The sequence below is a fragment of the Staphylococcus gallinarum genome, from assembly GCF_029774255.1.
Lineage (GTDB): Bacteria > Bacillota > Bacilli > Staphylococcales > Staphylococcaceae > Staphylococcus > Staphylococcus gallinarum.
In genome coordinates this window covers 1,838,524-1,863,640 of the sequence record NZ_CP069082.1, presented here as the reverse complement: position 1 = coordinate 1,863,640, position 25,117 = coordinate 1,838,524, and the positions used below count along the sequence as shown (strand labels likewise).

22 protein-coding genes are annotated in these 25,117 nt (G+C 32.4%); 15 read left to right on the top strand and 7 right to left on the bottom strand.

The genetic code is table 11. The annotated features are described in order from the left end of the window. The first annotated feature begins 116 nt into the window (after positions 1–116). From JN168_RS08695 to auxB, 7 genes are all read left to right on the top strand, one after another. Complete coding sequence (locus JN168_RS08695; RefSeq protein ID WP_042738992.1) at positions 117–395, top strand: UPF0223 family protein; 279 nt, start codon at positions 117–119, stop codon at positions 393–395. Between the two features lie 151 nt (positions 396–546). After that, on the top strand, positions 547–1,086 hold the full coding sequence (locus tag JN168_RS08690; RefSeq protein WP_042738991.1) for a helix-turn-helix domain-containing protein: 540 nt from the start codon (positions 547–549) through the stop codon (positions 1,084–1,086). 13 nt (positions 1,087–1,099) lie between these two features. Beyond that, on the top strand, positions 1,100–2,200 hold the full coding sequence (locus tag JN168_RS08685) for an ABC transporter ATP-binding protein (protein ID WP_042738990.1): 1,101 nt from the start codon (positions 1,100–1,102) through the stop codon (positions 2,198–2,200). Then, the gene (locus JN168_RS08680) at positions 2,187–2,990 is read left to right on the top strand and encodes an ABC transporter permease (RefSeq protein ID WP_107513109.1); all 804 of its coding nucleotides are present in this window, start codon (positions 2,187–2,189) and stop codon (positions 2,988–2,990) included. The genes JN168_RS08685 and JN168_RS08680 overlap by 14 nt, the downstream gene beginning before the upstream one ends. A gap of 5 nt (positions 2,991–2,995) precedes the next feature. Then, positions 2,996–3,808: an ABC transporter permease gene (locus JN168_RS08675; protein WP_042738988.1), complete on the top strand. Its 813-nt coding sequence runs from the start codon at positions 2,996–2,998 to the stop codon at positions 3,806–3,808. After that, on the top strand, positions 3,805–4,878 hold the full coding sequence (locus tag JN168_RS08670; protein WP_042738987.1) for an ABC transporter substrate-binding protein: 1,074 nt from the start codon (positions 3,805–3,807) through the stop codon (positions 4,876–4,878). Before JN168_RS08675 ends, JN168_RS08670 begins: the two co-directional genes overlap by 4 nt. Positions 4,879–4,951: 73 nt before the next feature. Further along, on the top strand, positions 4,952–6,142 hold the full coding sequence (gene auxB, locus JN168_RS08665) for a lipoteichoic acid stability factor AuxB (RefSeq protein WP_279525777.1): 1,191 nt from the start codon (positions 4,952–4,954) through the stop codon (positions 6,140–6,142). A gap of 260 nt (positions 6,143–6,402) precedes the next feature. On the opposite strand, the gene JN168_RS08660 is transcribed toward auxB, so the two are convergent. After that, positions 6,403–7,743 carry an Nramp family divalent metal transporter gene (locus JN168_RS08660; protein WP_279525776.1) on the bottom strand — a complete coding sequence of 447 codons (1,341 nt, stop codon included), beginning with the start codon at positions 7,741–7,743 and terminating at the stop codon, positions 6,403–6,405. A gap of 190 nt (positions 7,744–7,933) precedes the next feature. On the opposite strand from JN168_RS08660, the gene JN168_RS08655 reads away from it, so the two are divergent. Beyond that, positions 7,934–8,446 carry a DUF4064 domain-containing protein gene (locus JN168_RS08655; RefSeq protein WP_279525775.1) on the top strand — a complete coding sequence of 171 codons (513 nt, stop codon included), beginning with the start codon at positions 7,934–7,936 and terminating at the stop codon, positions 8,444–8,446. A 92-nt stretch (positions 8,447–8,538) separates the two neighbouring features. Here JN168_RS08655 and JN168_RS08650 read toward each other — a convergent pair whose 3' ends face one another. Next, entirely contained in the window at positions 8,539–9,150 is a 612-nt protein-coding gene (locus tag JN168_RS08650) for a YktB family protein (protein WP_279525774.1), read from the bottom strand. Positions 9,151–9,410: 260 nt separating this feature from the next. Between JN168_RS08650 and JN168_RS08645 the strand changes: the two genes are divergently transcribed. After that, positions 9,411–10,232, top strand: coding sequence for an inositol monophosphatase family protein (locus JN168_RS08645; RefSeq protein WP_042738982.1), 822 nt, complete (start codon positions 9,411–9,413; stop codon positions 10,230–10,232). A 140-nt stretch (positions 10,233–10,372) separates the two neighbouring features. On the opposite strand, the gene JN168_RS08640 is transcribed toward JN168_RS08645, so the two are convergent. Beyond that, positions 10,373–10,564: a DUF5325 family protein gene (locus tag JN168_RS08640; protein WP_042738981.1), complete on the bottom strand. Its 192-nt coding sequence runs from the start codon at positions 10,562–10,564 to the stop codon at positions 10,373–10,375. Between the two features lie 98 nt (positions 10,565–10,662). Between JN168_RS08640 and typA the strand changes: the two genes are divergently transcribed. Next, a complete protein-coding gene (gene typA / locus JN168_RS08635) occupies positions 10,663–12,510 on the top strand; it encodes a translational GTPase TypA (RefSeq protein ID WP_042738980.1) in 1,848 nt (615 codons plus the stop codon). Positions 12,511–13,004: 494 nt separating this feature from the next. On the opposite strand, the gene JN168_RS08630 is transcribed toward typA, so the two are convergent. After that, positions 13,005–13,187, bottom strand: a complete 183-nt coding sequence (locus tag JN168_RS08630) for a YlaI family protein (protein ID WP_042738979.1) — start codon at positions 13,185–13,187, stop codon at positions 13,005–13,007. Positions 13,188–13,189: 2 nt separating this feature from the next. Next, a complete protein-coding gene (locus tag JN168_RS08625; protein ID WP_042738978.1) occupies positions 13,190–13,672 on the bottom strand; it encodes a hypothetical protein in 483 nt (160 codons plus the stop codon). A gap of 387 nt (positions 13,673–14,059) precedes the next feature. Between JN168_RS08625 and JN168_RS08620 the strand changes: the two genes are divergently transcribed. The 3 genes from JN168_RS08620 (at position 14,060) to JN168_RS08610 (ending at position 19,786) form a co-directional block, all read left to right on the top strand. Continuing rightward, entirely contained in the window at positions 14,060–14,335 is a 276-nt protein-coding gene (locus JN168_RS08620; protein WP_042738977.1) for an Fpa/YlaN family protein, read from the top strand. 370 nt (positions 14,336–14,705) lie between these two features. Further along, positions 14,706–15,956 (top strand): cell division peptidoglycan polymerase FtsW, encoded by a 1,251-nt coding sequence (gene ftsW, locus JN168_RS08615; RefSeq protein WP_042738976.1) that lies wholly within the window; start codon positions 14,706–14,708, stop codon positions 15,954–15,956. 374 nt (positions 15,957–16,330) lie between these two features. Beyond that, positions 16,331–19,786 carry a pyruvate carboxylase gene (locus JN168_RS08610; RefSeq protein ID WP_042738975.1) on the top strand — a complete coding sequence of 1,152 codons (3,456 nt, stop codon included), beginning with the start codon at positions 16,331–16,333 and terminating at the stop codon, positions 19,784–19,786. A 313-nt stretch (positions 19,787–20,099) separates the two neighbouring features. Here the strand turns inward: JN168_RS08610 and JN168_RS08605 are convergent, their stop codons facing one another. Further along, a complete protein-coding gene (locus JN168_RS08605) occupies positions 20,100–21,008 on the bottom strand; it encodes a COX15/CtaA family protein (protein ID WP_042738974.1) in 909 nt (302 codons plus the stop codon). A gap of 288 nt (positions 21,009–21,296) precedes the next feature. Between JN168_RS08605 and cyoE the strand changes: the two genes are divergently transcribed. Then, positions 21,297–22,208: a heme o synthase gene (gene cyoE / locus JN168_RS08600; RefSeq protein ID WP_107513445.1), complete on the top strand. Its 912-nt coding sequence runs from the start codon at positions 21,297–21,299 to the stop codon at positions 22,206–22,208. Positions 22,209–22,232: 24 nt separating this feature from the next. Continuing rightward, positions 22,233–22,694: a DUF420 domain-containing protein gene (locus tag JN168_RS08595; protein ID WP_042738972.1), complete on the top strand. Its 462-nt coding sequence runs from the start codon at positions 22,233–22,235 to the stop codon at positions 22,692–22,694. An 82-nt stretch (positions 22,695–22,776) separates the two neighbouring features. On the opposite strand, the gene JN168_RS08590 is transcribed toward JN168_RS08595, so the two are convergent. Further along, positions 22,777–25,032, bottom strand: a complete 2,256-nt coding sequence (locus tag JN168_RS08590) for an ATP-binding cassette domain-containing protein (RefSeq protein WP_279525773.1) — start codon at positions 25,030–25,032, stop codon at positions 22,777–22,779. Positions 25,033–25,117 lie beyond the last annotated feature (85 nt).

The following is a 25,117-nucleotide window of genomic DNA, read 5'->3' as shown; positions in this document are numbered from 1 at the left end:
TATAACACAATTTATGAATAATGGCCACTGGTGCAAACTAGTGGCTATTTTTTTAATTTAAAAATATATTTAGGTTAATAAGTATATATTGTCAGGTTGAATGGAGGATTAATAGTATGGAATATCAATATCCTATAGATTTAGATTGGTCTAATGATGAAATGATGGATGTCGTTTCTTTTTTTAACGCAATTGAAGCATATTACGAAACAAAAGTTGAAGGAACTCAGCTCATAGATAAATATAAGAAATTTAAAAATGTTGTGCCAGGTAAAGCTGAAGAAAAACAAATATTCAAAGAATTCGAAAAAAATAGTGGCTATAATAGCTATAAAGCAGTGAAAGCAGTGCAAAGTTCACCAGAACAAAAATATTTTAGTGTAAATGATAAATAACTATTGTCATGATTGCTATATTCTGATATTTTTATTAAGCATTAAACAAAATGTTTGATAATAGTAAACAGAATATAGCATTTTTTAATTTCTATTTTAAAAAGTTGGAAATTCAGAGTGCAATGAGAAAGATTGAAAAATAGGTGACGCTATGGAAATAGGTAAAAAATTAAAAGATTTAAGACGTATTAAAAATTTAACACAAGAAGAATTGGCAGAACGCACGGATTTGTCTAAGGGCTATATATCTCAAATTGAAAGTGGTCATGCTTCACCTAGTATGGAAACATTTCTAAATGTGCTTGAGGTATTAGGAACTAATCCGGGAGATTTTTTTCAAACTAAAGTGGAAGAAAAAGTGCTATATAAGCAAGCTGAGCAAAAAACTTATGATGAATATGATAAAGGTTACTTATTAACATGGCCTGTAACAAGATCAAATGAGTTTGAAATGGAGCCATTATTGTTAACATTGAAAGGTAAAAGTGCTTATAAAAACTTTAAGCCATCCCCGTCAGATACTTTTATTTATTGTCTAGAAGGTGAAATTTCATTGATGCTTGGTGATAAAGCGTATCATGCGAGTCAAGGAGATGCTTTATATTTCAAGGCAAATCAAATACATAAACTATTTAATCCATCGACATCACAAGCTCGAGTTATGGTAGTTGCTACTGCATCTTATTTATAGGAGGATAAAAATTATGAAACCAATATTATCATTTAAATCAGTTAGCAAATCGTTTGATGGGTCAACTGTTTTAGACAACATAGATTTAGATATCGAATCGGGTCATTTTTACACATTATTAGGACCTTCTGGATGTGGAAAAACAACAATCTTAAAGTTGGTTGCTGGATTTGAACAAACAGATCATGGTGAAATTGTTTACAAAGACCAAGTGATAAATGATTTACCAGCAAATAAAAGAAAAGTAAATACAGTATTCCAGGACTATGCTTTGTTTCCGCATTTAAATGTGTATGATAATATCGCATTTGGATTAAAATTAAAGAAATTAAATAAGCGAACAATAAAGCAAAAAGTTAAAGAAGCCTTAGCATTAGTGAAATTATCTGGTTATGAGACTCGCTCAATTGATGAGATGAGTGGTGGACAAAAGCAGCGTGTAGCTATTGCACGTGCAATTGTTAATGAACCAGAAATTTTACTTTTGGACGAATCGTTATCGGCACTAGATTTGAAATTGAGAACAGAGATGCAGTATGAATTACGTGAAATACAGTCCAGATTAGGTATTACGTTTATTTTTGTAACGCACGACCAAGAAGAAGCTTTAGCGTTAAGCGATTATATCTTTGTTATGAAAGATGGTAAGATACAACAATTTGGTACGCCAACTGATATTTATGATGAGCCTGTAAATCGATTTGTTGCAGATTTTATTGGTGAGTCAAATATTGTACAAGGACAAATGGTCAAAGACTATGTTGTTAATATTTACGGTCAAGACTTTGATTGTGTTGATATGGGAATTGAAGAAGGGACTCATGTTGAAGTTGTTATTAGACCTGAAGATATTTCACTTATAGCAGCAGAACAAGGTTTGTTTGAAGTCACGGTAGATACAATGTTATTTAGAGGCGTCCATTATGAAATAAACTGTATTGATCGTAAAGGCTATGAATGGATGATACATTCCACTAAAAAGGCTGAAATTGGAAGTAAAGTAGGACTATATTTTGATCCAGAAGCAATACATATTATGGTGCCTGGTGAAACAGAAGAGGAATTTGATAAGCGTATTGAGAGTTATGAGGAGCATGAAAATGAAGCAAATTAATAAATTTTTATTTGTACCATATATTTTATGGATGATACTGTTTATTATTGTGCCAGTATTGCTGTTGATTTATTTTTCATTTTTTGATTTACAAGGTCATTTTAGCTTTGAAAATTATAAAAAAATATTTTCAGCAACTTACTTTAAAATGATATGGGATTCTATTTTATATGCTCTAGCAATTACGATAATCACATTACTAATCAGTTATCCTGCGGCATATTTTATTCGTGCTTCGAAACACCAAAGTTTATGGTTATTAATTCTTATTATACCAACGTGGATTAATTTACTGCTAAAGACCTATGCATTTATTGGTATATTCAGTCATGATGGTATTATCAATCAAGTGTTGACTATGCTACATTTACCAAAAGCTGATTTGTTATTTACGACACCTGCTTTTTTAATTGTTGCTAGTTATATTTATATTCCATTCATGATTTTACCAATTTTCAACAGTATGAAAGATATTCCTAATAACGTACTACAAGCATCTACAGACCTGGGAGCAAATGCATTTACCACATTGAGAAAGGTCATTATTCCATTAACAAAACAAGGTGTACTTACAGGAATACAAGTTACATTTATTCCGGCATTATCATTGTTTATGATTACTAGACTGATTGCAGGTAATAAAGTGATTAATATAGGTACGGCGATAGAAGAACAATTCTTAGTGATTCAAAACTATGGACTGGGCTCTACAATAGCATTATGTCTAATTGTCTTTATGGCTATTGTACTTATCATTACAAATACTAAATCTACGAATGGAAAAGGGTGAATCACATGAAATGGTATGGTAAATTATATATCTTTATGTTAACTGCGTTGTTATATATTCCGATACTATTTTTGATGGTTTATTCATTTAATGCTGCAGGTAATATGATACACTTTGAAGGTTTCACGCTGGATCATTATCGTGATTTATTTCAAGATGATCGGTTGATGGCAGTCATTTTTAATACAATTGCAGTTGCTTTGTTAGCAGCTTCAATTGCTACTGTTATCGGTACGATGGGTGCAATTGCACTGTATCATTTAAAAAATAAGAAAATACGTGTATCATTACTTACTTTGAATAATGTATTAATGGTTTCTTCTGATGTAGTGATTGGTGCTTCATTTTTAATCATGTTTACAGCAATTGGACATTTCACAGGATTAGGGTTAGGATTTACAACGGTCTTAATCTCACATATTGCCTTTTGTATCCCAATTGTGGTTATTATCGTATTACCTAAATTATATGAAATGAATCATCATACTCTAGATGCTGCAAGAGATTTAGGAGCAAGTGAATTTCAAATTATGAATAAAGTCATGTTGCCACAATTATTCCCAGCAATTATTGGAGGATTCTTTATGGCACTAACTTATTCATTGGATGATTTTACTGTCAGTTTCTTTGTTACTGGTAATGGTTTCAGCGTCTTATCTGTTGAGGTTTATGCTATGGCGCGTAAAGGTATTAGTATGGAAATTAATGCAATATCTACGATTCTATTTGTGGTTATTTTGTTAGGTGTCTTAGGCTATTACTTAATACAGAATCTCATCAAACATAGAGGTCAAATGAAGCGAGGTATTGAACGATGAAACGATTTTTACAACTAATACTTGTTTCTATCTTGATTGGTTTGATTTGTTTATTTATCAGTCATAAGTATACTGCTAAAGAACATACTAAGAGCGGTGAGAAAATTTATGTTTATAATTGGGGAGAATATATTGACCCAAGTTTAATCAAAAAGTTTCAAAAAGAAACCGGCATTGAAGTAGTATATGAGACATTTGATTCGAATGAAGCTATGGAAGCTAAAATCCGTAACGGTGGTACACATTATGATGTGGCCTTTCCGAGTGATTACACGGTAGAAAAGATGAAAAGTGAACATCTTTTATTACCTTTAAATCATAAAAAGATACCTAATATTAAAAATTTAGATTCTGATTATATGAATATGCCATATGATAGAGGCAATAAATATTCAATGCCATACTTTTTTGGTACGGTAGGTATTTTATATAATAAGAAAGCTTACCCGAATGCATCATTCGACTCTTGGCAAAGCTTATATAACAAACAATATAAGAATGATATATTACTTGTTGATGGAGCTAGAGAAATTATAGGATTATCACTCAACAAATTAGGATATAGTTTAAATGACACGAATAACACACATCTAAGAGAAGCGGAAAGCAATTTGACGAAACTCGGTCCTAATGTTAAAGGTGTGGTAGGTGATGAAGTTACGATGATGCTAGAACAGCACGAAGCTAATATTGCTGTTGTATGGAGTGGTGTGGCAGCACCAATTGTACAAGAAAATGATGATTTTGATTACGTCGTACCAAAAGAAGGATCAAATTTATGGTTCGATAATATGGTTATTCCTAAAACTGCTCAAAACAAAGCAGGGGCATATAAATTCATGAATTTTTTATTGGATGAACGTAATAACAAACAAAATACAGAATGGGTTGGATATGCAACGCCGAATAAAGCAGCGAGAGCTTCGTTACCAGCTGAAATCAAGCATGATAACCGTTTCTATCCTTCTCAACAAACACAGTCTAAATTGGAAGTTTATAAAGATTTAGGAAAAGAAGCATTAAGTGAATACAATGAAAGATTTTTAAATTTTAAAATGTCCTTAAAATAGATTGTAGATAGTAGTTATTTTAGGATTAATTAGATATAATTATTTGACAAGCATTATAAGGAGTTGTGATTACATGTCAGGAGATCAATATACTCAAGTTAGGCGACCTGTGAGTCGTATAGCTGAAAAAGTATTGGGATGGTTAAGTTGGATATTTTTACTATTATTAACCATCATTACGATGTTTATCGCACTAGTTTCATTTAGCAGTGATACATCGATTCAAAGGTTAGAGACATCTTTAAATGGCAATGATTTTATTCAACAAATACTCGCGAATAATAGTCTAAATACAACTCAATTTGTAATATGGCTACAAAATGGTATTTGGGCAGTAATTGTTTATTTCATTATTTGTTTATTAGTGTCATTTTTGGCCTTAATTTCTATGAATATTAGAATATTATCTGGAATTTTATTTTTAGTAGCGTCTGTAATAACGTTACCTTTAGTATTACTATTTGTACCACTCATTATACCGATTCTATTCTTTATCACAGCAATCATGATGTTTGCGAGAAAGGATAAAGTTGAAACTGTACCTGGTTATTATGCAGATGAACCATATGATGCATATGAGCGTTACGAACGTCCTGAACGTCAAACAAATGAAGGTCATTATAGTGAGCCGGTAGAACCTGTAAGAGAGGAACCGCAATCTAACACAGGAACTACTCAAGAGCAACAAGGTTCAGAAGATAATCAACTACGTCGTGGTGGATACTCTTCTGATGTGGCACAAAAGGTAAATGCTTCAAATGGCGATTCAGAAGAAGAGCCAGCAGTGTTATCTAGACAAGCCAAGTATAATTATAAAAATAAAAAACAACAAGACGATTTTGGTGATGTCAGTAGCGTTTATGATGAAGAGGGCAATGCTGTAAATGATAATACTGCGCATAAAGAAGATGAAATGACGCGTGAACAACAAGAAGCATTGGAAAGAGAAAGACAACAACGTGAGGCTGAAGAGGCTCAACGCAGACAAGCTGAATATGAAGAACAACAACGCTTGAAATACGAAGAAGCACAACGTAAAGAAAGAGAAAAACAAGAACGTGCAGAAGAAAAAGCACGCATAAAGCAAGAAAAGAAAGAACGAAAACAACGTGAAAAAGAACGACGTAAACAAATGCCAAGTGCAGCCAACCAACGTCGAATGAATTTTGAAGAACGTAAAAAAATGACGTCACATGATGAGAAACAACAAAAGGCTGAACGTTCAGTAGAAGATGGTTCTCAATCGCAAGATAAGGAAAAATAACTAAAAATGTTTCAGTAAGTATTTAAATTTCTGAACTATGGAGAAAGGCAATTTCTATTAATATAATATAGAAATTGCCTTTTTATTATGGAATAAAGCATACGCTATGCGTGTGGCTTAATATTGTATATATTAAAATAGATGCGTTACAAGTCTTATGTTTAAGTTTCATAACGCTAACAAACATTGATATAAAAAATCCCTCCAAATATTCATTGGAATTTTTGGGGGATTTCTAGTATATATAATCTAAGTGTTAGTTATAATTCTTGGAAAGTTTGAACAATAAGATAAATATTTAAAATACTTAATATTGTTATAAGTATCCATGAGATTACATTGATCCAAGTTTTATTTTTAAATTGACCCATTAATCCATAATTGTTTGTTGCAAGTTGTAATGGTATCAGTGAAAATGGTAAGGCTATACTTAAAAATACTTGAGAAAAGACGAGCAATTGTTCCATTTTTGCTTCATTGCTATTGAAAATGATTAAACAGAAAATAATAGGAAGTATTGCAAGTAATCTAGTGATTAAACGTCTCAACCAATTTGGTATTTTTAAATTAATAAAACCTTCCATGACTATTTGTCCAGCCATAGTACCAGTTATTGTAGAATTTTGGCCAGAAGCTAACAAGGCAACAGCAAATAAAGTACTCATTATTGCTCCAAGAGATGCGCCTAAAATTGGTTGATGGTGTAATGCAGTGTATAAATCATAAAAGCCACCCAGTTTTTCAGTATTTACACCATAGAAAAGTGCCGCCCCTAAGATAAGTAATAGACAATTTATTACAAATGCAATCGATAATTGTATATTGGAATCCAAAATAGCATATTTGATAGCTTGCGCTTTTGATTTCATATCATGTCTATCATACATTCTAGTTTGTACGATAGATGAATGTAGATATAGATTATGGGGCATAATTGTTGCGCCGATGATACCTAATGCAATAAATAAGGCACTATTATCAGTTATAATTTTACTATGAGGAACAAATCCATTTAACATACTCGTAACATCTGGCGAAGCAATAAATACTTCAAATATAAAAATAACCAGTACAGTAAAAATCAATGTACCGACAATCGCTTCAATTTTTCTAAATCCAAAACGCATAATAAATAACAGTAAAAAGACATCTAACACAGTGATTAAAGCACCTACAAGTAAAGGAATATCAAACAGTAAGTCGAGTGCAATTGCACTTCCAATAACTTCTGCAATATCCGTCGCAATAATAGCGAGTTCTGCTATTATCCAAAATATAAAGGACATGGGTTTATTGAGGTAGTGCTTTGTAGCTTGGGCTAAATCTATACCTGTTGCTATTCCTAATCTCACAGTCATACTTTGTAATAACATAGCTGATAAACTTGAAAGTAAAATCACGAATAGCAAAATGTATCCGAATTGTGCGCCACCTTGCATAGATGTAATCCAATTCCCAGGATCCATATAGCCAACAGCAACCAATAGTCCCGGTCCTAAATATGACAATAGCTTTTGACTGAACTTACCGTCTGAAACAACAGTAACTGTATTGTTTATTTCGTCCATACTTTTTTGTTGTGTATCATTTTGTTGAGACATATTGCCTCACCTCCAATATAAAACTTAATAATCATCAGATTAACCCAAAAAAAATATTAGGTCAACCTAAAATATTTGGAAATTGTTTGAATTGTACTATATTGAACGCTTAAAATTAATAGTTGACTTGAATGTTTAAACTTATGAAAATTTGCTATGATAGAAGAAAAGCATTGAGAGGAGGAGTAAGATGAATAGAAAAGCAGAAAAGATACTATCTTGGATTGCCAATGCTTTAAGTATTGTATATTTATTGTTTATCGTACTATGTTTGTTCATGATTAATGTACCTGATTTTAAAGAAATCTTTAATCAAATGAATCAACAACAAGGATTAGAGATGTCATTAGGTACGTTCAAAGCCTCATTGACTTTATTGACAATTTATTTGTTAGTTTCATTGCTATTAGGTGTAATTGGTACATTTTTAATTAAGAAAAATCGAGTTTTAGCTGCATGTTTATTAATTGTAGCAGCATTGACAGCTATTTTTTCAAGTAACTTGATTGCATTAATTTTATGGTTAATTGCAGGTATCATGTTATTCGCTAGAAGACCAAACAACAAGACCACAAATAACAATCATGGTGAAACATTCAACAATAATGATCAGCAACATAATAGAAATAGCAACAATAATACCTTTGATGAGGAAACACAACAACGTAAAAGAAAAAAAGATGACGATCCATACATTTATTAGTAGTAGTTACAGCAAAGTATAAAAAATGCCGGGCCATATGAAGAGGCTCGGCATTTTTAATTCATGGCTTTTATATAGAGAGATAATTTGAATTATCTATAGAAAGTAAGTAGTTGTTCAAATGTTTCTTCTAAATAGCTTAAAAAGGCTTTGTCAGATTTTAATTCTGCTGCTTGTGGTGTTAAAGTACGAGCAATAAAGAATTCACCTTTTTTAACTTTTTTAACGCGATCAATTGCTTTATGTAGTTCGTTGTCAGACATATCTTTAATATATGTCTTTGTTTGATTCATATGGTCTAAACTTACGCTATAATCTGTAGGTAATTGTTTAATTGCATCAAATTTATCTTCGAAGACTTCTACACGTTGGGCTTTATCTTTAGCTTCGTGCATTACACCATACATTACAAATAATTGGTCTTCAAATAAGCCAATTTGAAAATGTGGTAACATTTTATAGCCTCGGTTATTCGTAGCAAAGGCAACCCATGTATCTTTTGGTGGATTAACACTTCGACGTGCGTGTTTAGCAACATGAGGATAGAATTGCTCGCCAGTAGTTGTCTCTAAGTATTGTGCGAAGTACTCTCCAAGTGCAGTGAGCTGTGGACGAACATGTTCGTCGAGTGCTTGCATACGTGCATCTAAACCATCTACTTGGAATGATTTAAAATCCTTAGGTTTAAAAGTATATTTTGTCATATTAACCTCCTGTACAACTTCATAGTTTGGTTGTATTGTAGCACATTATTTAAGAACATACATTTGGTTTGTTTCAAAGTTAAACAATGTAAACACGCGTGTGAAGGGATAATAAATAGGGTATAACAAAATTATTAGCGATATTGGATGTAAATTTCAAATAGGACTTATACATATAATGAAGAAAATAGATAAAAATACGTCCGTTACCTTTTTATGTAATAAGTAATGTATAATAGAAGTGTTAAGGAGCTGAGACTATGACAGTTTATGAATTTGCAAAAGGTCTGATTTTAGAAGCGGGCAATAATGTTAAAAAAATTATGAAACAAGACATAGAAATTGAAACGAAATCTAATCCTAATGATTTAGTTACTAATGTAGATAAAGCAACTGAATTATTTATATATGATACAATAAAAAAGACATATCCTGAACACAAAGTGATAGGTGAAGAAGGTCATGGACATGAATTAACTGATACACAAGGTATTATCTGGGTGGTTGATCCAATCGATGGTACCCTGAATTTTGTACATCAAAAGGAGAACTTTGCTATATCTATAGGCATTTATTCTGATGGCAAACCATATGCAGGTTTTGTCTTTGATGTGATGAATGATGTATTGTATCACGCTAAAGTAGGTGAAGGTGCATTTGAAAATGAAACGCCACTTGCACCTATAGAATCAACAACATTAAAGAAAAGTATTATCGGTATAAATCCCAATTGGTTAACAAAGCCGAAATTAGAAGATGTATTTAAGCCAATTGTTGATGAAGCAAGAAGTGCAAGAGCATATGGCTCGGCAGCATTAGAAATTATTCATGTTGCAACAGGAAGGTTGGCAGCATATATAACACCTAGGTTACAACCTTGGGATTTTGCAGGTGGTTTAATTATATTAAATGAAGTAGAAGGTGTTGGTACTGATTTACAAGGACAACCATTATCCTTATTCAGAGCCAACTCAATTGTTATGGCAAATCCTCAACTTCACGAAGAACTTGTATATCATCACTTTCCTCAAAATAAAGAGATTATAGAGTTGATTCAACAACGTTTAACAGGTCATAAGTGAGTGTATTTATAAAAGAACAAAGCCCTTAAATGAAATTGATGTTTCATTTAAGGGCTTTGTTAATTATAATTTGAAGCTTATGTTTTTTCTTAGGTGTTTGAATGGTTATCTTTGTCATACAAGTTAATTTTTAAAGTGAATTACAGCCAATCATTTTCACGATATTTCTTTTTTAACGTGAAACCGTAACCAAATGTTGCAATGAATAATATAAGTGTTAAAATCATCAGTGGAACATTTGTAGCTGCTAGACTAAAGCTAAATAAAAGCAAGAATACAATCGCTACGACAGCGAGTACCCAAAATATTGCTTTAGATTTTTTTTGTTGCATCCCAACCACACCTTTATAGTTTTCTTTAACCAATTATATGATATAATAAAAAAGTTGCAAAGAAAAGTGGGAATTTACTCGAGAAAGGAAATTGTAATATGACTAATTTAAGAGAAGATGTTCGTAACATAGCAATCATCGCTCACGTTGACCATGGTAAAACAACACTAGTTGATGAATTATTAAAACAATCAGGTATCTTTCGTGAAAATGAGCATGTAGATGAAAGAGCAATGGATTCAAACGATTTAGAAAGAGAACGTGGTATAACTATTCTTGCGAAAAATACAGCAGTAGATTATAAAGGGACAAGAATTAATATCCTAGATACACCAGGACACGCAGACTTCGGTGGCGAAGTTGAACGTATTATGAAAATGGTTGATGGGGTTGTATTAGTTGTTGACGCTTACGAAGGTACAATGCCTCAAACACGTTTTGTATTGAAAAAAGCTTTAGAACAAAATCTAAAACCAGTAGTAGTAGTCAATAAGATTGATAAACCAGAAGCAAGACCTGAAGGTGTTGTGGATGAAGTATTAGACTTATTTATCGAATTAGAAGCTTCAGACGAACAATTAGATTTCCCAGTTGTATATGCTTCTGCAGTTAATGGTACTGCAAGTTTAGATGCTGAAAAGCAAGATGAAAACATGCAATCATTGTATGAAACTATTATCGACTATGTACCAGCACCTGTAGATAATAAAGACGAACCTTTACAATTCCAAGTTGCATTATTAGATTATAATGATTATGTTGGACGTATTGGTGTAGGTCGTGTATTCCGTGGAACAATGCGTGTAGGAGATAGTGTATCTCTATTAAAATTAGACGGTTCAGTTAAAAACTTCCGTGTTACAAAAATCTTTGGTTACTTCGGTTTGAAACGTGAAGAAATTAAAGAAGCACAAGCTGGTGATTTAATCGCAGTTTCAGGAATGGAAGATATTAACGTAGGTGAAACTGTAACACCGCACGATCACCAAGAAGCGTTACCTGTCCTTAGAATTGATGAGCCTACTTTAGAAATGACGTTTAAAGTTAATAACTCACCATTTGCAGGTCGTGAAGGTGACTTCGTAACTGCACGTCAAATTCAAGAAAGATTAGATCAACAATTAGAAACAGATGTTTCATTAAAAGTTACTCCAACAAACTCTCCAGATACGTGGATTGTTGCTGGCCGTGGTGAATTACACTTATCAATCTTAATTGAAAATATGCGTCGTGAAGGGTTTGAACTACAAGTTTCTAAACCTCAAGTTATTATTAGAGAAATTGATGGCGTTCAATGTGAACCTTTTGAACGTGTACAATGTGAAGTACCACAAGAATATACAGGTGCAGTTATTGAATCATTAGGCCAACGTAAAGGTGAAATGTTGGATATGGTTACTACAGATAATGGTTTAACGCGAATTATCTTTATGGTACCTGCTCGTGGATTAATTGGTTATACAACAGAATTCATGTCACAAACACGTGGATATGGAATTATTAACCATACATTTGAAGAATTTAGACCACGTGTTAAAGGTAGAATTGGTGGACGTAGAAATGGTGCATTAGTATCAATGGATCAAGGCCAAGCTAGTTCATATGCCATTATGGGACTTGAAGATCGCGGTACAAACTTTATGGAACCAGGTACAGAAGTATATGAAGGTATGATTGTTGGTGAACATAACCGCGAAAATGATTTAACTGTAAACATTACAAAAGAAAAGCATCAAACTAACGTTCGTTCGGCTACAAAAGATCAAACAGTTACAATGAAACGTCCAAGAGTATTAACACTTGAAGAAGCTTTACAATTTATTAATGATGATGAATTAGTAGAAGTTACGCCAGAAAGTATTCGTATTAGAAAAACAATCTTAGAAAAGTCAGCACGTGAAAAAGAATCTAAACGTTTAAAACAAATGATGCAAGAAGAAGAATAAATGAAGTTTTCATCTCTTAAATGTAAATATAATCGCTCATTAGATTATTCACTACAATAGGAGTTACGGATATAAATCATTGAAAAATGCCAATCCAAAAGATTAAATTTTAATCTTTTGGGTTGGCATTCTTTATTTTAATATTTCGTATAAATATAGCGAACATAGCTAGAATGCTTAGAGTAGAGACATCACCTCATAACCTTGATACATACCTTACATCTTCTTAATTTAGAAAAAATACTAAATTTAAAATTAGGTAAAGAATACAAAAAAGCACAGTTTATTTTTAATAAACAATAAAAATTTATCCACGTTTTATACTGCAACATGCATATAACATAACAGTTTTAAATTTCATCATTCATTAAATTGATAAAACGACTAGTACCTTATTATAAAAAAGAGTCATATATTAGTTAATGTGCATAGCATGAATTATCACATGAATAGGCTAACTACATTACTAACATATAACTCGGGTTTTGTGATGACTACTCTTTAGCTAAATGATTAAATGTATAGGTTTGGTTGCGTTGTTTAGGTGTGTCTAATCTACTTTTACATTCGTCACACATAAAGGTATGCATTGGATCATTTCTCAATCTCTTTGCTTCTAGTGTGTTTTCATCTATAAAAACCTTCGTATCACAAATGATACATTGAACTTGTTTCAAATTTAAATCACCTCAATATGGGTAACATGCTCGAATTGATAATCGTAACCTTGATCTGGAATATATACAAAGCTATCAACAGCATTATCATCATATAAACGTTTTCCATCCTTTGAAAATTGGAAGAATAAATATGGTAATAAATCAATTGGTACATCAATCGATTGGTCGCTATTAGAAAGACGAATGAGTTGTGCACCTTCTTGAATTTCTGCATTTTTGAAAAATGGTGTCATATTAATGACAAATGAACCTTCAAGAACTGCTCTTTTTTTATATTTAATCTCAGAGTTCAGTGTCGGTGGATTGGTTTGACCTTCTAATATTGCACGATTCCATTCTCTATTGTCTTCAAAAGCGATGGGTTTGGTACCATCAAAAACGCCATTTTCCAAGTCTTCGATTTGTACCTTACGGTCGTCAAAGATCCAAGTTGTACTATCTAATGTGATTTGAAAATTTACTGCTCCCTTAATTTGAATCATAATCCCACTCCTATTGATAAATCTCGACAATAACTATTGAACTATTCTATGTATTAATAATATTAAATATATCATTTGAATCATTAAGTACTAATATTGAGTAACAATGACTCAACGATAATAAATGAATATTTTGTGACGAAAAATTATCATTATTACATTAGCTCATTACCTTTTACTAAAATAAGCTAGTAAATAAAAACGCTTACTTTAGAGCAGAAGGCAATTTATGAAGTATGCTTTAGTTATTGTGAATGTAAAATTAACTTTAAATATAATTTTATCACACATAAGCGTATTTAGTATATTACTGAATACTCTTGCTTTTTACTATTCAGTAAGATACACTTTTATTTATAAAGTTACAATTGATAGGGGGAGTATGTCATGGTAAAGAGTCAGGATTTAAATAATGCGGCATATGACCAGTTGAATAAAGATGCTGATAGGATTCTCCAACTTATTAAAGTACAAATGGACAATCTTACATTACCACAATGCCCATTGTATGAAGAAGTACTCGATACTCAGATGTTTGGATTACAAAAAGAAGTAGATTTCGCTGTTGAACTTGGTTTAGTTGACAGTGAAGCGGGCAAAGGATTAATGCTTCGATTAGAAAAAGAACTTTCTAAATTGCATGATGCATTTACGAATGTTTAATTTGTAATATTCAAAACTGGTATGGCGTAAGTCCAGATCTAAAATAAATATTTTTTTGTAGTAATATTAAAGCTACATAAAGTACAGGCAAAGTGACTGGAACATCAATTTATAATTGATTGCTTCGCAGTCACTTTTGTTATTTCTGAAATTATTAGAAATCGAAGCATTAAAAAGTTATAATTTATGATATATTTATTCGAGAAATTATGACAATGTTTGATATAATGTAAAAAGCGCACTTTCTTACTACAATAAAATTTAAATAGTGCTATAGAGATACTAAATTTAAAGAAAAAGTAATAAATAAAAATGCAATCTGCAAATTTAAAAATAAGATATTAAAAATTAGAATTGGATGATATGTCAAATGAATAACATAAAGCAATTTTTTCGATATATAGGCAAAAACGCTAAATATATCGACTATCCACTAGTAATTACATATTTATTACTGTGTCTTATTGGATTGGTTATGGTTTATAGCGCCAGCATGGTAGCTGCAACAAAAGGGACCTTAACTGGTGGTGTTTCCGTATCAGGGACATATTTTTATACTAGACAATTGATGTATGTCATTATGAGTTTGATACTCGTCTTTTTTATGGCTTTCTTTATGAACGTGAAATTTTTGGAAAAGACAAAGTTTCAACAATGGATGATGGGAGGCATCATTCTATTATTATGTGCAACCTTAGTCATTGGTAGTAATATCAATGGTTCTAAAAGTTGGATTAACTTAGGATTTATGAATTTGCAAGCATCAGAGTTATTGAAGATTGCGATTATATTGTACATACCTTATATGATTGAGAAGAAACGACCGCAAGTGTTTAAAGAGCCGAGAATTTTAATGTCGCCAATTATTTTGGCATCATTTTGTATTGGGCTCGTATTTTTACAACGAGATGTTGGTCAAACGTTACTTATATTAGTTATTTTCTTTTCAATTTTATTTTATGCTGGTATTGGTGTAGAAAAGTCTATTAAATATGGTTTGATAGTACTAACTGGGATCGTTATCATTGGTGGGTTATTCTTATTATTAGGTCTAGTACCTGATTACTTGACTGCACGTTTTAGTACATTAGCAAATCCATTTAGTAAAGAATCTGGAACAGGTTATCATATTTCAAACTCATTAATTGCAATAGGTAATGGTGGTCTGTTTGGTAGGGGCTTAGGTAATAGTATTATGAAATTAGGTTATTTACCTGAACCACACACAGATTTTATCTTTTCAATTATTTGTGAAGAATTAGGACTTATCGGTGGTTTGTTTGTCATCTGCCTATTATTCTTTATCGTATACAGGGCCTTCCAACTAGCGAATAAAACACCTTCGTTCTTCTATAAATTAGTTTGTGTCGGTATTGCCAGTTATATAGGAAGTCAAACCTTTGTAAACTTAGGCGGTATTTCTGGGACAATCCCACTAACAGGTGTTCCATTGCCGTTTATCAGCTTTGGTGGTTCTTCAATGATTAGTTTAAGTATTGCTATGGGATTATTATTAATCACTGCGAAACAAATTAAAATAGAAGAATATCGTAGAAAGCAAGCAAGAAAACAACAAAAAAACGTAGAAGTTCCTAGAAAATTTAATCGTTTTAATAAATGATTTGATACGACAAAAATAAGCAAACATTTCAATGTTTAGACATTGAAAACGTTTGCTTATTTTTTTATATTATCACATAAATTTCGAAAAAGTTAGAACGCTGACTATAAATGATAACAAAAACTTATCGTAATATATAACTTTTTATTATCTGTTAGTTATGATACAATAAGCTAGAAATAGCTTTAAAACAATGTTTATCACTCAATCAAAGTTAATTTAATTACTAGTGTAAACAACTTTAATGGTATTTCAATTGTCATATTCAACAAAAAGTGTGAGATTTTTTTACTGTTTACATTGTTCGTATTTTGCTATAATGTATTCAATATCAAACTTTTTAGAAAATTCAAACTTTTAAGGGGGACCAAGTTTTGAAAAAAATAAACAAACTTATGGTGGCCAATCGTGGGGAAATTGCGATTAGAATTTTTAGGGCGGCAACCGAATTAGATATTAAAACAGTTGCTATTTATTCTAATGAAGATAAGGGGTCTTTACATAGATATAAAGCTGATGAATCCTATTTAGTAGGTGAAGATTTAGGGCCTGCAGATTCATATTTGAATATAGAGAGAATTATTGAAGTTGCAAAGCGTGCTGAAGTGGATGCGATTCATCCGGGGTATGGTTTTTTAAGTGAAAATGAAACATTTGCGCGTAGATGTGCCGAAGAAGGCATTAAATTTATTGGACCACATGTATCACATTTAGATATGTTTGGTGATAAAGTCAAAGCTAGAGAAACAGCAATTAAGGCAGACTTAAGGGTAATTCCTGGTACAGATGGACCAATTGAAAATTATGAAGCTGCTGTAGCATTTGCTGAAACTGCTGGTTTTCCACTAATGATTAAAGCAACAAGTGGCGGTGGCGGTAAAGGTATGCGTATTGTGCGTACAAGTGAAGAGCTTGAAGATGGTTTTAACCGTGCTAAATCTGAAGCAGAGAAATCATTTGGAAATAGCGAAGTATATATTGAAAAATATATCGATAATCCTAAGCATATTGAAGTACAGGTTATTGGTGATGAACATGGGAATATTGTTCATTTATATGAACGTGATTGTTCTGTTCAACGTCGTCATCAAAAGGTAGTTGAGGTAGCACCATCTGTAGCACTATCTGATGAACTAAGAGAACGTATTTGTGATACAGCGATACAACTTATGAAACATATCGAATACGTTAATGCTGGGACAGTTGAATTCCTAGTGTCTGGTGAAGATTTTTACTTTATTGAAGTGAATCCTCGTGTTCAGGTAGAGCATACTATTACAGAAATGATTACAGGTGTAGATATTGTTAAGACGCAAATACTTGTAGCTGATGGAGAAAGTTTATTTGATGAAGAAATCAATATGCCTGAGCAAAAGGATATTGTCACGTTAGGTTATGCAATTCAATGTCGTATCACTACTGAAGATCCTACGAACGACTTTATGCCAGATACAGGAAGAATTAGTGCTTATCGTTCAAGTGGTGGTTTTGGAGTTAGACTTGATGCAGGTGATGGCTTCCAAGGTGCAGAAATTTCACCATATTATGACTCATTACTGGTTAAATTATCCACACATGCTATGTCGTTTAAGCAAGCTGATGAAAAGATGGACCGATCACTACAAGAAATGAGAATTCGTGGTGTTAAAACCAATATTCCATTCTTAATAAATGTGATGAGACATCCTCAATTTAAAACAGGCGATTACACAACGAAGTATATAGAGAATACACCTGAATTGTTTGATATTCAACCAACGCTTGACCGTGGAACAAAAACACTAGAGTATATTGGAAATGTTTCTATTAATGGTTTTCCAAATGTTGAAAAACGTCCGAAACCGATTTATGAAACATCACCAATACCAAAAGTGGCAAAGAAAGAAATCGAACAGCTTCAAGGTACAAAGCAATTACTTGATGAAAAAGGGCCTAAAGCAGTTGCTGATTGGTTGAAACAACAAGAAGATGTATTAATTACAGATACTACATTTAGAGATGCACATCAATCATTACTGGCAACAAGAGTACGTACGAAAGACATGATGAATATTGCATCAAAAACAGCTCAAGTAATGAAAGATAACTTTTCATTAGAATTATGGGGTGGTGCAACGTTTGATGTTGCATTTAATTTCCTTAAGGAAAACCCTTGGGAACGTTTAGAACGTCTTAGAAAGGCAATTCCAAACGTTTTATTCCAAATGTTATTACGCGCTTCAAATGCGGTAGGTTATAAGAATTACCCAGATAATGTGATTAAAAAATTCGTTGCCGAAAGTGCAGATGCTGGTGTAGATGTATTTAGAATTTTTGATTCATTGAACTGGGTTGATCAAATGAAAGTAGCAAATGAAGCGGTGCAAGAAGCTGGTAAAATATCAGAAGGTACAATTTGTTACACTGGAGATATCTTAAACCCTGAACGCTCTGATCTCTATACATTAGAATATTATGTGAATATGGCTAAAACATTGGAACGTGAAGGATTCCATATCTTGGCAATTAAAGATATGGCAGGGTTATTGAAACCAAAAGCAGCATATGAATTAGTTGGAGAATTGAAATCTGCAGTTAACTTACCGATTCATTTGCACACGCATGATACTAGTGGTAATGGCTTGATGATTTATAAAGAAGCAATCGATGCTGGCGTTGATGTAATAGATACAGCTGTAGCATCAATGAGTGGTTTAACGAGTCAACCTAGTGGAAATGCATTATATTATGCATTAAACGGTTTTGATAGAAATTTACGTGCTGATATCGAAGGAATGGAAGAATTATCACATTATTGGGGTACAGTACGTCAATATTACAGCGATTTTGAAAGTGATATTAAGTCACCAAACACTGAAATCTATAAACATGAAATGCCAGGTGGCCAATACTCAAACCTTAGACAACAAGCGAAAAGTCTAGGATTAGGTAATCGCTTTAATGAAGTTAAAGACATGTATCGTCGAGTGAATTTCTTATTTGGCGATTTGGTGAAGGTAACACCATCTTCTAAAATTGTCGGCGATATGGCGTTGTATATGGTTCAAAATGATTTAGATGAGGAAGCAGTAATTAAAGATGGACATAAACTAGACTTTCCTGAATCTGTAGTATCCTTCTTTAAAGGTGATATCGGACAACCGGTTAATGGATTTAATAAAGAGCTACAACAAGTTATCTTAAAAGGACAAACTGCTTTAACAGACCGTCCAGGGGAGTATTTAGAACCTGTTGATTTTGAAGCTGTAAGAAAAGAATTAGAAGAGAAACAACAAAGTGAAGTTACTGAACAGGATATTATAAGTTATGTTTTATATCCTAAAGTATATGAACAGTTTATTGCGACACAAGAACAATTCGGAAATGTTTCATTATTAGATACACCAACCTTCTTCTTTGGTATGCGTTCTAATGAAACTGTTGAAATTGAAATTGATACTGGTAAGCGACTTATTATTACATTAAAGACTATTACTGAACCGGATGAAAAAGGTGTACGTACTATATTCTATGATATGAATGGTCAAGCTCGTCGTATCTTTATACAAGATGAAAATGTAAAAGCTAATGCAAGTGTGAAACCAAAAGCTGATAAATTGAATCCTAATCATATTGGGGCTCAGATGCCAGGTTCAGTTACAGAAGTGAAAATTGCAGAAGGTGAAAATGTCACAAGTGGTCAAGCATTATTGATAACTGAAGCAATGAAGATGGAAACAACAATACAAGCGCCATTTGATGGTGTCATTAAGAAAGTTACTGTACAAAGTGGTGAAGCCATTGAGACAGGTGATTTATTAATAGAAATTGAAAAAGAGCCAGTAGATTAGGTTGATTATTGTCCGAGCTATCGATTAGATAAACAACACAACGCTTTGATTTTTAGATTCAGAAATGTTTCTATAAATCAAAGCGTTTATTTAGTGTTCTAGATAAATATGATGGTTATAATGCTTTATATTAATGAAACAGCAGAAAATTTAACAAAAGAAGAAACGTCAATTCCTATTATTATTTCATTAGGAATTGACGTTTCTTGTTAATAAAAGTTATCATCGTAAAGTTCACGCGTCATTCTATTTATTTAATTAGAAGATATGTTAAGGTTTTGATTTAAGTATATTTCTTAATGAACCCGTTAACTTATCCGCCACTACGAATTGTGCGTAGCATGAGTATTACAAAGTAAGCAATTAAGCCGAATAACAATGTAATAAATAATGCATGTAGCAGTGCAATAAATAAGTTTACATGTGTGATTATAGATAAAGCACCAGTCGTGACTTGTAATAATACAAGGATGAACGCTGCTGTATAACCATATCTAATGGTTCTATTATGTCTATAATTATTAACTGCATGAATGAATGTCAACATTATCCAAATAAATGCGATAAATGCCATGCCTCTATGAGTAAAGTTTACCCAATCTTGTACTGTGTGTGGCATTAAATCATTAAATGGTAATGGCCATTGACCGTATGCGAGGCTGGCCTTTTTATGTCTAACTAATGCACCTGTATAAATAGTTAAGTATACGATTAACATCATCAACCATGTATATATTCTTAATGGTTTTCTGATAAATAGTTCATCAGCTTCGTATTTGCGATCGACTTCGAAAATAATCAATGTTAATACAAATACTGATGAGAACGAAACGAGTGAAATACCGAAATGCAATGCGAGTACGTATGCATTTTGCTGCCACATAACTGCTGCTGCACCAATCAAAGCTTGAAGAAGTAAGAAACCAACACTAATGATACAAAGTGGTTTAACTTCTTTGATGTAACTGATATGTTTCCAGGCAACAATAACTAACCATAAAACAATAATTAATGATAACCCTGAAACGGCACGATGACTTAATTCAATAATCGTTTGTATAGGTAAATTTTGCGGAAGTAATGCACCGTGACACAATGGCCAATCTGAACCACAACCGTCTTCCGATCCGGTCTTAGTAACAAGTGCGCCACCAAGTTGTACCCATGTCATGATTAATGTTGCTAGTATAGATAACCATTTCAGGTTTTTCTTGTTAAACAATAATTAACACCCCACTTATTAATAAAACTATTGGGATAATAAATCTAGTATCACAGTTAATACAAATTCAGATTGAAAAGTTTGTAAATGATATTCCCAAAAGACATACTTGTTTAACGTTAAATAAATCTCAAGGATTATTATAACAAGAAAACGTTAATTAGTTGTGTCATAAAAATGACGATTTATTATTGTCTTTAAAGTGTCACAAATAAATTATTATAAATGTAGTAAAAGGCATTAATTTAATATATCATTGTATTATATGAAAAAAATAGGAGGGGGATTATGAACAAAGAACAAACTTTGTCGCATAATACAAGTCGTGTAACCTTTAAAGAGTTGCAACAGATTATAAAAATGGGACTTGTGCAAGGTAACTTAGTTCCTGCTTTTGCTGGTTCATGGCTTGCAATTGTGATGGCAAATCATTCCTTTCTCTCGTCAATACCACAAATCTTAATGATGATTGTTGGCTCAACGCTTATTATGGGCGGCGCTTGTGCTGTGAACAATTATTATGATCAAGATATTGATAGTATCATGCCAAGTAAGCAACAACGACCAACGGTCAATGATAGAATTTCAAATAGAAATTTATTAATTCTTAGCTTTGGAATGATGTTGATAGGGGAAGCATTATTATTTGCCTTAAATATACCATCTGGTGTTATCGGATTATTAGGTATAGTTGGGTATGTCTCATTCTATTCAATTTGGTCAAAACGCCACACAGTTTGGAATACGGTTATTGGAAGTTTTCCTGGTGCTGTACCTCCTTTAATTGGATGGACTGCTATTGAGGGTAATATTAGTGTTGCAGCAATTGCATTATTTTTAGTTGTATTTTGTTGGCAACCCATTCATTTTTATGCATTAGCAATCAAACGTAAAGATGAATATTCATTAGCTAATATTCCAATGTTACCTTCAGTTAAAGGTTTTAAACGAACAAGAGTAAGTATGTTCATCTGGCTTGTATTGTTATTACCATTACCATTTTTATTAAGTAATTTAGGTGTTACATTTATCGTGTTAGCCTCACTATTAAATTTAGGATGGTTATACATGGGATTAACAAGTTTTAAAAAGGGCACAGATCAAACAAAATGGGCAACAAAAATGTTTATATATTCACTAAATTACTTAGTGGTATTCTTTGTACTTGTTGTTGTCGTCTCATTAATACAAATGTTCTAATAATTAATAATAAGGATGAAATTTATGAATTTACCAATTTTACCTACAATTAGTACGAGTTTTATTGTTATTAGTGCAATCCTTGTTGCAATAGGTTGGCGTAAAATATGGAAAAGGGAAATAGAAAGTCATAAAAAGGTAATGCTATGTGCAGCGTTTTTTGCTCTCGCATTCTTTATTATTTATGCTTCTAGAACAATCTTTATAGGTAATACTGCTTTTGGCGGACCAGATTCCGTAAAACTTTATTATACAATCTTTTTAATATTCCATATTAATTTAGCTACAATCGGTGGTATCTTAGGTGCAGTACAGATTATTACTGCGTTAAAGGATAAGTTAAAGATCCATAGAAGAATTGGACCAATCGCATCAATTATCTGGTTCTTTACGGCAATCACAGGTGTCGCAGTTTATGTATTACTCTATGTTTTATATCCGGGTGGAGAAACGACATCATTGATTAAAGCAACATTAGGTTTATAACACTATTAATAAATGAAATTGTTAGTCTTATATTGGGCAATATTAAGACTAAAGAGGTGAGCCAATAGGCACACCTCTTTTTTTATTTTATATAGCGTTGTAAATGCTTAGCTGTTAGGGATTGTTCGACAGAAAGCAAACCTGCTGGGTATCCTTGATACAAGCACTGTCCTCCGTTAGCACCTGCATAAGGTCCAATATCTACTATCCAATCAGCTTGTGTCATCATTGTTAAATTATGTTCAATAATTATAAGTGTATTATTCTCAGCAATTAAATTATTAAAACAGTCTAATAATATTGGAATATCATCTTCGTGTAATCCTGTAGTGGGTTCGTCGAATACAAATATTTGATTCTCTACAGGTTTTGTCAAATATTTACTTAATTTTACACGTTGAATTTCACCTCCAGATAGCGTATCGAGTGTTTGACCTAGTGTCATATAATTCAAACCGGTAGATTTCAAAGCGTGTAAAGGTTGCTCTATATCAATATTCTCTGCAAAGAAGGCTAGCGCTTCATCTATTGTCAAATTCAAAATATCAGCGATAGAATGATTATTAACTTTAGCTTCTAATACTTCTGGTTTATAGCGTTGTCCGTTACAAACGTCACATACTTGTGTGAAGTCAGGCATAAAGGCTAGTTCAGTTTTTATAATTCCTTTACCATGACATTCAGGACAAGCACCTTCAGAATTATAGCTGAACAATGATTTCTTTAAACCAGTTTGGTCACTAAAGTATTCTCTTACAGCATCAAAAATATTTAAATAAGTTAATAGATTTGAACGGCTAGATGCATGTATAGGCTTTTGATCAATGAAAATACTGTTATCAAAATATTTCAATCCAGTTGAAATTAATGTGCTCTTACCTGAACCAGCAACCCCTGTAACCACAGTCATTACATTTTTAGGGATTTGGACCGAAACATCAATCAAATTATTTTTCGTTATATGATTTAAATTGATAAAGTCTTGAGATTCGCGGGGTTGAGGTTTTAACTTATGATTTTTACGTAAAGCGATACCACTAGATGAAGTAGTATTTAGTAACTGCTGATACGGACCTTCAAAGGTAATAGTCCCACCATTCTTACCAGCTAAAGGTCCTAAATCGATAATATGGTCAGCAATACAAATTACGTCTGGATCGTGTTCGACAACAAGTACAGTATTACCTTTATCTTTCAGAGAGATAATGATTTCATTTATGCGTCTAATATCCTCTGGATGTAGGCCAATGCTCGGTTCATCAATAATATATACTAAATCAGTTAATGGACTATTTAAATGTCGAATAAGTTTAATACGTTGTGATTCTCCACCTGATAAGGATTTAGTTTCACGCGATAAAGTCAGATAATTTAAGCCAATATAACTTAACGACTGCAGTTGCTTTAATAATGGTTCGATAATTGTCTTAGCTTTATCAGATGTTAACTTAGCAATAAATGAAATTGCCTCATCAATAGATAGCGCAGTAAAATCTGCAATATCTAATTCGTTGATTTTACATTGTAATACCTTTTGATTTAATCGCTTACCATTACAAGTAGGGCAAGATTTTGAAGATACAACACGTTCGATGTCAGACTTGAATTTATTTTTCTCAAAGTTATCATTTAATAAAAAAGATCGTCTGAAACGATGGATAAGTCCTTCGAATTTTGCAGTTTTTGGCCAATTTGAAGGTGGGTTTTTTAATTTTTTAGGTTCAGTATATAAAAAAGTATTTAATTCTTCTTCTGTGTAATCTTTTAACTTTTTATCATTATCAAATAAACCAGAGTATAAATATCGCTTACCACGCCAGCTGTCTGGCCTAAATGATGGGAAACGTATCGCATCTTCATTTAATGATTTATTAAAATCAATGAGTTCATTTAAGTCTATATCTTCTACATAACCTAAGCCAGAACATGTAGGACACATTCCTTTAGGATTATTGAAAGAAAAGATGTCTGAATAACCCACAAATGGTTCACCAATTCTCGACCATAATAATCTTACTGAAGCATATATATCTGAAATTGTGCCGACCGTAGAACGTGCATGCCCACCTAATCTTTTTTGGTTGATTACCATAGAAACTGGTAGGTTTTCTATTAAATCTACATGCGGTTTAGTATATTGTGTTAATTGGTGTTGAATGTATGTTGAATATGTTTCATTTAATAAGCGTTCAGACTCTGCAGCAATGGTATTAAATACTAAAGATGATTTGCCTGAGCCAGAACGACCAGTGAACACGGTGATTTTGTGCTTTGGTATATCGACTGATATATTTTTAAGATTGTTCTGTTTTGCTCCATGAATTCTAATATCCGTCATTATTATTTCACCTCTGTTGCACATATACCCATAATTTAAATTGTGTATAACGTTTATATGAAGATTTTGCAAATACAGAGTCTTA

Bases quoted from the DNA above. Each gene is read 5' to 3' on its own strand.
- JN168_RS08595 (WP_042738972.1), top strand. From the start codon at position 22,233: ATGAATTTACCAATTTTACCTACAATTAGTACGAGTTTTATTGTTATT.
- JN168_RS08690 (WP_042738991.1), top strand. From the start codon at position 547: ATGGAAATAGGTAAAAAATTAAAAGATTTAAGACGTATTAAAAATTTA.
- JN168_RS08660 (WP_279525776.1), bottom strand. From the start codon at position 7,743: ATGTCTCAACAAAATGATACACAACAAAAAAGTATGGACGAAATAAAC.
- JN168_RS08670 (WP_042738987.1), top strand. From the start codon at position 3,805: ATGAAACGATTTTTACAACTAATACTTGTTTCTATCTTGATTGGTTTG.
- cyoE (WP_107513445.1), top strand. From the start codon at position 21,297: ATGAACAAAGAACAAACTTTGTCGCATAATACAAGTCGTGTAACCTTT.
- JN168_RS08625 (WP_042738978.1), bottom strand. From the start codon at position 13,672: ATGATTCAAATTAAGGGAGCAGTAAATTTTCAAATCACATTAGATAGT.
- JN168_RS08620 (WP_042738977.1), top strand. From the start codon at position 14,060: ATGGTAAAGAGTCAGGATTTAAATAATGCGGCATATGACCAGTTGAAT.
- JN168_RS08685 (WP_042738990.1), top strand. From the start codon at position 1,100: ATGAAACCAATATTATCATTTAAATCAGTTAGCAAATCGTTTGATGGG.
- JN168_RS08650 (WP_279525774.1), bottom strand. From the start codon at position 9,150: ATGACAAAATATACTTTTAAACCTAAGGATTTTAAATCATTCCAAGTA.
- JN168_RS08680 (WP_107513109.1), top strand. From the start codon at position 2,187: ATGAAGCAAATTAATAAATTTTTATTTGTACCATATATTTTATGGATG.
- JN168_RS08645 (WP_042738982.1), top strand. From the start codon at position 9,411: ATGACAGTTTATGAATTTGCAAAAGGTCTGATTTTAGAAGCGGGCAAT.
- JN168_RS08675 (WP_042738988.1), top strand. From the start codon at position 2,996: ATGAAATGGTATGGTAAATTATATATCTTTATGTTAACTGCGTTGTTA.
- auxB (WP_279525777.1), top strand. From the start codon at position 4,952: ATGTCAGGAGATCAATATACTCAAGTTAGGCGACCTGTGAGTCGTATA.
- JN168_RS08695 (WP_042738992.1), top strand. From the start codon at position 117: ATGGAATATCAATATCCTATAGATTTAGATTGGTCTAATGATGAAATG.
- ftsW (WP_042738976.1), top strand. From the start codon at position 14,706: ATGAATAACATAAAGCAATTTTTTCGATATATAGGCAAAAACGCTAAA.
- typA (WP_042738980.1), top strand. From the start codon at position 10,663: ATGACTAATTTAAGAGAAGATGTTCGTAACATAGCAATCATCGCTCAC.
- JN168_RS08655 (WP_279525775.1), top strand. From the start codon at position 7,934: ATGAATAGAAAAGCAGAAAAGATACTATCTTGGATTGCCAATGCTTTA.
- JN168_RS08640 (WP_042738981.1), bottom strand. From the start codon at position 10,564: ATGCAACAAAAAAAATCTAAAGCAATATTTTGGGTACTCGCTGTCGTA.
- JN168_RS08590 (WP_279525773.1), bottom strand. From the start codon at position 25,032: ATGACGGATATTAGAATTCATGGAGCAAAACAGAACAATCTTAAAAAT.